Raw genomic sequence first — 6,746 nt, forward strand, 5'->3', positions numbered from 1 at the left:
GACGGGCACTAGTAGATGCCCCCCTCCTTCTGCAAGAAATCCGCGTCGCGGGGTGGTGCCGCGGTCTTGGGCGCGGCCTTGGTCGCGATCGCGGTCTTGGCGATCGAGCGGCGCGGCTCGGTCTCGGGCTTGAACTGCTCCCAGATGATCGGCGAGAGCGGATCGTTGGACGGCCAGCCGCCATAGACGCGCCGCCCCGAATTGCGGTCGATCCGCACCAGCCGCACGCCCGGCGCCTCGCGGAACGGCACGACCGGATCATTGGCCATCGTCGCCACCGCGAACTGCTTGAAGATCGGCGCCGCGATCGTGCCGCCCTGCGCATAGGCGCCGAGCGGGCGCGGGCGGTCGTAGCCGAGATAGACGCCGCCGACGAGATCGGCCGAGCCGCCGACGAACCAGACGTTGGTCGGGCCCGTGGTGGTGCCGGTCTTGCCGAACATCGGCCGCCCGAGATCGCGCAGGATCGTCGCGGTGCCGCGCTGGACGACGCCTTCCATCATATGGACGATCTGCGAGGCCGAATCGGCGGGGATCGCCTGGACGCCGCGGACCGGCGGGCGCGGCATCGGCTTGCCGTCCCAATCGGGCGCGTTGCAGCCGTCGCACGGCCGGTTGTCGGCGCGCCAGATCACCTTGCCGTGGCGATCCTGGACATAGTCGATCAGCGTCGGCGCCATCTGGCGGCCGAGATTGTCGAGCGCCGAATAGGCGTTGACCATCTTCATCACGGTCGTGTCGCCCGCGCCGAGCGCGATCGCGAGCACCGCGGGATAATCGCCGATGCCGAGCGCATGCGCCTGTTTGACGACCTTGTTCATGCCGATCTGCGCGGCGATCCGCACCGTCATCAGGTTGCGCGACTGTTCGAGGCCCCAGCGCATCGTCTTGGGACCGGCATAGCCCGCGGTGAAGTTCTTGAAGCATTTGGTGCCGAGGCTGGCGGTCTGGAACACGCAGAACGGCCCGTCGACGACGATCGAGGCCGGGGTCATGCCATTGTCGAGCGCGGCCGAATAGACGATCGGCTTGAACGTCGATCCGGGCTGGCGCTGCGCCTGCGTCGCGCGGTTGAAGCTGGCGCCGCGGAAATCCCAGCCGCCCTGCATCGCGAGCACCTGCGCGGTGTGCGGATTCTCGATCACCATGCCGCCCGAGATCGCGGGGATCGCGCGGAGCGTCCAGGTGCCGCCGACGTCCTTGACCACGACGATGTCGCCGGTGTGGAGGAAATTGAACGCGGAGCCGCCGACGCCGCGCTTGGGCAGGTTGGCGGCATAGGATGGCAGCGTGCCGGTGTGGCCGTCCTCGAAGCCGATCTGCGCCTGGCCGCCGCCCTTGGAGAGCACGACTGCGGCCTTCCAATCGGCATAGCCGGTGCCGATGCTGGCGGCGAGCAGGCGGCCCTGCCAGCCGTCGCCGATCTCGATATGCCCCGACGGGCCCGACCAGCCATGGCCGTTGTCGTAGCGGACGAGGCCATCCCGAAGCGCCTTCTCGGTCGCCGCCTGCTTGGCGGGATCGAAGGAGGAGCGCACCCACAGCCCGCCGCCATAGACCGAATAGGGGCCGTCGGCCTCGTTCTCGCCGAACTTCTCGATCAGCTCGCGGCGGACCTCCTCGACGAAATAGCCCTGCGGCATGTCCTGCTTGACCGCGGCGCGCTCGACCGCGCCGAGCGGCTCGGCATTGGCGGTCTGCGCCTGCGCCTGGGTGATGTAGCCGTTCCCCGCCATCTCGCGCAGCACATAGGCGCGGCGGGCGAGCGCGCGGTCGGAATCATGCTCGGGGGTGTAGTTGGACGGCGCCTTGGGCAGGATCGCGAGATAGGCCATCTCGGGCAGCGTCAGGTCCTTGACGTCCTTGCCGAAATAGCTCTGCGCCGCGGCCTCGACACCATAGGCGTTCCGCCCCAGGAAAATCTGGTTGAGGTAGAGCTCCATGATCTGCTGCTTGGACAGCGTGCGCTCGATGCGGATCGCCAGGATCGCCTCGCGGATCTTGCGCTTGACCGAATATTCGTTGCCGGTGAGCAGGTTCTTGGCGACCTGCTGGGTGATCGTCGAGCCGCCGCGGGCGCGGTTGCCGGTGCCCATCTTGGTGAAGAATTCGAACGCGCCATTGGCGAAGGTCAGCGGATTGACGCCGTGATGGGTGAAAAAGCTCTTGTCTTCCGCCGACACGAAGGCGTCGACCAGCAGCGGCGGAAATTCGGCGTAGGACAGCTCAATCCGCCGCTCGCGCGCGAAGGTATAGACCGGCGCGCCGTCGAGCCCGCGGACGTTGGTGGGGAGCGGCGGCTCGTAGGTCAGCAGCTTGTCGGTCGAGGGCAGGTCGCGCGCGAAGATCAGCCAGATCGCAAGCCAGGCGACCAGGATCAGCAGGGCGAGCGCGATCAGCGCCTGCGTCCAGCGCGAGCCGAGCACGCGCCGCCAGCGCCTGCCGTCCCGCCTGATCGTGATCCGTCCGCCCGTGTCCGCCTGCTCGTCCATGCGGGGGGCGGTCTAGAGGGGAATGCGCCGCTTTGGAAGCGGGGTCAGTGACCCGATACCCGTTCGTCCTGAGCGCAGTCGAAGGAAGGCACCAAAGCGACACCGCCCGCTCGGCCTGAGCGCAGTCGAAGGCCATGCGCGAATGACGGCTGCACTTCGACTGCGCTCAGTGCGAACGGGGGCGGAAACTGGCAGCCGGTCCTTCGACTGCGCTCAGGACGAACGGAGGTGGGATGTTCCGCTTTCCTAGATCCTCACTCCGCCATCGCGACATCCGTCCGCCCCAGCCGGCGCGCGAAATGCGCCTCGACCGCGTGGCTGACGCCCATCGCGACGCGGTGCTGATATTCGCGCGAGAAGAGCAGGTGCAGATCGTTCGGATCGGTGATGTAGCCGGTCTCGATCAGCACCGCGGGGACGTCGGGGGCCTTGAGCACGGCGAGCCCGGCGAAGCGGTGATAGGTCGTCTTGAAGCTGATCCCCTCGTCGGTCATCTCGCGCTGGACGAGATCGGCGAAGCGCGACGAGCTGTTCATCGTCTCGCGCTGGGTCAGGTCGATCAGGATCGACGAGACGTCGTTGGACTGCGCCCCGAGATCGACGCCGTTGATCACGTCGGCCTTGTTCTCCTTGGCGGCGAGCGCCGCGGCGACTCGGTCGGAGGAGGTTTCGGACAGCGTGTAGACGGTCGCGCCGCTCGCCTGCGAGCCCGGCGCGCTGTCGCAATGGATCGAGATGAACAGATCGGCATGCAGCCGGCGCGCGATCTCGCGCCGCTCCTGCAGCACCAGGAAGCGATCGTCGGAGCGCGTCATCGCGACGCGGACGCGGCCGCTCGCCAGCAGCTCGTCGCGCAGCGCCTTGGCGATCGCGAGCGAGGCGTCCTTTTCCTTGTAGCGGCCGTCGAGCGACAGCGACCCCGGATCATGCCCGCCATGGCCCGCGTCGATCACCACCAGCGGCTTGTCCGCCCGGCCCTCGACGCGCGGGATCGGCAGGCGATAGGGTTCGGGCGCGTCGAGCGGCACGGTGACGCCGCCGCGGCCGACCGCGGCGTCCGCAAGCGCCACCGGCTGGGCATAGGCGACCCGGCCGACCCGCGCGGCATGGGCGAACGCCCGCGCGTCCGAATCGGTCAGCTGGAGCGTCAGCGTGCGACGGTCGGGGGTCAGCGCCGCCGAACTGACGACGCTGTAGCCGGCGAGATCGAATACGATTCGGCCGACGCCGGGGCGGACCTGTCCGATCCGCGTCTGCGTCACCGGCCCGCCGGACGCCGAGGCGCTGCCCGCGGTCAGCCCGGCGATGTCGACCGCGAGCCGGCGCGGGCCGTCGAGCACGAGTCCCGAGGCGCCATCGACGGCACGGTCGAAGGCGAGCGTGATCGCGTTGCCGTCGATCGAGACCGACTGGATCGCGGCGGCCGATGCCGGCATGGGCCACGCGAGCAGCGCCCCCAGACCGACGCTCAGCGCGGCGATCCCGTGGCGGCGAGCCCGGTGCAGCGGCGTAAGAAACTTCATGAGCCCGTCGATCCCCAACAGCGCTCCCCCGCCTTCCCAACTAGGTGGCACGCGTCTCATTACGGTGAAGGTTCAGGGTGACCCTGTCATTAACCAGATCGAAAAGCCCGACGGATCGTGCCTCAGGCGAGGGCAGTCGCGTCCGCCACCAATGTTTTCAGGGGCATGGCGGCGTCGGCGAGTCGCGCCGGATCGATCGCCATATGCCCGACGACGAGCGCGCGGCCCTGGACATAATCCTTGGTGGCGTTGACGCAGTCGAGCGCGATCACCTCGCCGGCCTTGAGATAGACCAGCGAGAAGCTGCGCGTCGCGGGATCGCCGCGGACGATCGCCTGGTCGTGGCCGGTCGACAGGCCGACCGTCTGCAGCCGGAGATCATATTGGTTCGACCAGAACCACGGGACGCTGTGATAGGGCTCGGGATCGCCGACGATCATCCGCGCCACCGCGGTGGCGAGGTCGTTGGCGTTCTGCACCGATTCGAGGCGGATCGGCAGTCCGTCGGCGAAGGGGTTGGCGTGCAGCGCGCAGTCGCCGATCGCGAAGATGTCGGGCAGCGAGGTGCGGCCATGCTCGTCCACCGCGACGCCGTTGCCGCCCTCCGCGCCCGCCGCGCGCAGCGGCTCGATCGCGGGCACGATGCCGATGCCGACGATCACCATCTCGCACGGCACGATCTCGCCGCCGGCCAAGCGCACGCCGGAGGCGCGGCCGTCGGTCTCCTCGATGCACTCGACGACGGTGTTCAGCCGGAGGTCGACGCCGTGCGCGCGGTGCTCGGCCTCGTAGAAGCGCGACAGCGGCTCGCCGGCGACGCGCGCGAGCACGCGGTCGAGCGCCTCGAGCACGGTGACATGCTTGCCGAGCTTGGTCAGCACCGCAGCGGCCTCGAGCCCGATATAGCCGCCGCCGATCACGCAGACGCGCGTCGTGCTGGCGAGCTCGCTCATCATCCGGTCGACGTCGGCGCGGCTGCGCACCGAATGGACGCCGGCGAGATCGTGACCCGCGCAGCTCAGCCGCCGGGCATGGCCCCCGGTCGCCCAGATCAGCTTGCCATAGCCGATCGTCCCGCCGTCCTCGGTGGTGACGACATGCGCGTCGGGATCGACCGCGACGACGCGGCGTCCGGTCAGCATCGCGACCGCGCGCTCACCCCAGAAGCCGGGCGGGCGGATCAGGATGCGCTCGAACGGCTTGTCGCCGGCGAGATAATCCTTGGACAGCGGCGGCCGCTCATAGGGGATTTCGGGCTCCTCGCCGACGATCGCGATCGAGCCTTCATACTTGCGCTGGCGCAGCGCGATCGCGGCCTGTGCGCCGCCGTGGCCTGCGCCCACGATCAACACGTCGCTGCTCGTCGTCATCCTGTCTCGCCCATCCTGCCCTATCGCCGCGAGCGTAAGCGAAAGCCGGGATGCGATGCACGCCGAATATTGCGCGCGGGCGCGTGTCAGCGCCGCGGCGATGCCCTAGCCTTTCGCGATATTCGCTGGCATCCTTCCGGCAATGCCGTGCCTTGCTCCTTATCGCCGTCCATTCCTCCGCCGGGCCGGAGCGCCGCGTCTTGGCTGATCTCGCGGTCGAAGCGGAGGGGCTGGTCAAGCGCTTCGGGCAGACGCGCGCGCTCGACGGCATCGGGCTGGCGGTGCCGGCAGGCAGCATCCACGGCGTGCTCGGCCCCAATGGCGCGGGCAAGACGACGACGCTGCGCACCTTGCTCGGCATCCTCGATCCCGATTCGGGCTGGCGGCGAATCCTCGGGCAGGACAAGCCGATGCGCGCGGCGCGCCGGATCGGCTATCTGCCCGAGGAGCGCGGTCTCTACCCCAGCATGACCCCGCGCGAGGCGATCGCCTTCCTCGGCGCGCTGCGCGGGCTGACGCTCGCCGAGGGGCGCAGGCGCGCCACCGCGCTGCTCGACGAGGCGGGGCTCGGCCATGCCGCCGCACAGCCGATCCGCACGCTGTCCAAGGGCATGGCGCAGACCGTGCAGCTGCTCGGCACGATCGTCCACCGGCCGGGCCTGCTGGTGCTCGACGAGCCGTTTTCGGGGCTCGACGCGATCAACCAGCAGCGGCTCGAGGGGCTGATCCGCGCGCAGGTGGCGCAGGGGGCGACGGTGCTGTTCTCGACCCACGTCATCGCGCATGCCGAGCGTCTGTGCGAACGGATCACGGTGATCGCCAAGGGCGGCGTGCGCTTCGACGGGACGGTGGCGGAGGCGCGCGACCGGCTGCCGTCGCGCGTCCAGCTGCGTACCCGGCATGGCGACGGGCCATGGCGCGGGGCGCTGCCCGCCGATGCGGTCGCGCGGGATCGCGACTGGTCCTTCGCGCTGCCAGCCGACGGGATCGAGCCGATCCTCGAGGCGCTGATCGCGGGCGGGGCGGGGATCGAGACGCTGGCGATCGAGCGGCCGAGCCTGCACGAGGCGTTCGTCGCGCTGGTCGGCGAACCGGTCGCGCAGGATCAGGCGGACGCGGCATGATGCGTCTGTTCGCCGCCGCCTGGGTGATCGCGCGCCGCGACTATGTCGCGACCGTCTTCTCGCGCATCTTCATCCTGTTCCTCGCGACCCCGATCTTCCCGGTGCTGTTCGGCACGGTGTTCGGCACGATCGGCGCGCACCAGGCCGACGCACCGCGGCGTCGCGTGGTGGCGCTGGCGATGCCGGCACCCGCGGCGCAGGCGCTGGTGGCGGCACGCGACCGCCTGGCCCGGCGGC

General features: G+C 69.7%; 4 protein-coding genes and 1 pseudogene. 2 read left to right on the forward strand and 3 right to left on the reverse strand.

Features of this window, described 5'->3' with window-relative positions:
• Positions 1-8: 8 nt before the first annotated feature.
• The 3 genes from Q0326_RS01905 to Q0326_RS01915 form a co-directional block, all read right to left on the reverse strand.
• Positions 9-2,492 carry a PBP1A family penicillin-binding protein gene (locus Q0326_RS01905; RefSeq protein ID WP_298686501.1) on the reverse strand — a complete coding sequence of 828 codons (2,484 nt, stop codon included), beginning with the start codon at positions 2,490-2,492 and terminating at the stop codon, positions 9-11.
• 254 nt (positions 2,493-2,746) lie between these two features.
• Positions 2,747-4,015, reverse strand: coding sequence for an N-acetylmuramoyl-L-alanine amidase (locus Q0326_RS01910; RefSeq protein ID WP_298686503.1), 1,269 nt, complete (start codon positions 4,013-4,015; stop codon positions 2,747-2,749).
• A 122-nt stretch (positions 4,016-4,137) separates the two neighbouring features.
• Complete coding sequence (locus Q0326_RS01915) at positions 4,138-5,385, reverse strand: FAD-dependent oxidoreductase (RefSeq protein WP_298686505.1); 1,248 nt, start codon at positions 5,383-5,385, stop codon at positions 4,138-4,140.
• Positions 5,386-5,585: 200 nt separating this feature from the next.
• On the opposite strand from Q0326_RS01915, the gene Q0326_RS01920 reads away from it, so the two are divergent.
• Complete coding sequence (locus Q0326_RS01920) at positions 5,586-6,509, forward strand: ATP-binding cassette domain-containing protein (RefSeq protein ID WP_298686507.1); 924 nt, start codon at positions 5,586-5,588, stop codon at positions 6,507-6,509.
• Positions 6,506-6,746, forward strand: a pseudogene (locus tag Q0326_RS01925) (ABC transporter permease); the annotation flags it as partial. The gene Q0326_RS01920 and the pseudogene Q0326_RS01925, both read left to right, overlap by 4 nt.

The sequence above is a fragment of the uncultured Sphingomonas sp. genome (assembly GCF_937859915.1).
In the GTDB taxonomy this organism is placed as follows: domain Bacteria; phylum Pseudomonadota; class Alphaproteobacteria; order Sphingomonadales; family Sphingomonadaceae; genus Solisphingomonas.